This is a genomic window from Ruegeria sp. AI3 (assembly GCF_056541245.1).
The window spans coordinates 1-723 of record NZ_JBQFYA010000072.1 but is presented as its reverse complement, the minus strand read 5'-3'; the positions used below and the strand labels follow the sequence as shown (position 1 = coordinate 723).

The following is a 723-nucleotide window of genomic DNA, read 5'->3' as shown; positions in this document are numbered from 1 at the left end:
CGGCGTTGAGGCAACCACATCCATCTACACGGGGGACGATGATGTCGAGTTTGCCGCAGTCCCCCACCTAAGCGCGCGGTGGCGTCAGCTTGAGATCGAGCCCGACAGACTGGCGTTGACGTTTTGGGAGACGGACACTCTGTCTGTGGACCTGTCTGCGAACCTTCGGGCCGGGCCGGATTTTCCCGAGACCGCAGTGTTCGCAGGTCTTCAGAGAGATATCGCCGTCGAACTTGGTGGGAGCGTCAGCTATGATTGGGGGGGCTTCAGCACGGGGTTTTCCTTTCATCATGACGTGGCAGGGGCCCATTCCGGGTATGAAGCGGTGTTCGATGTCGCGCGGGACTTTGAGGTTGGAGAAGCGATTGTCGATCTGGGCTTAGGGGCGACTGTCCAAGACAAGAACCTTGGAAGTTACCTTTATGGTGTGACCGCCGCCGAGGCAAATGCGTATCGCGCGGCCTATGCGCCTGACATATCTGTAAGTCCCTTTGTCGAGGCTTCAGTTGCTTTTCCGATCACCGATCACTTTGCCATCGTTGGCTTTGCAGAATACCAACTGTTAGACAAAACGATACAGAACAGCCCGCTTGTTGATGCGTCAGACACGGCTTTGATGGGTCTGTTCATGGTCTTTCAGTTCTGATGCGACGCGGGATCCGGATCGTTTTTGTCCTGCCCTGTCTGATTGGCACAGGGCTGGGTATGTCGTCCTGCACCGGC

At 56.6% G+C, this 723-nt stretch carries 1 protein-coding gene; it reads left to right on the top strand.

The annotated features are described in order from the left end of the window. Positions 1-646, top strand: a 646-nt coding sequence (locus ACRZ95_RS23095; RefSeq protein WP_480555730.1) for a MipA/OmpV family protein, incomplete at its 5' end; no start/stop codon positions are given. Positions 647-723 lie beyond the last annotated feature (77 nt).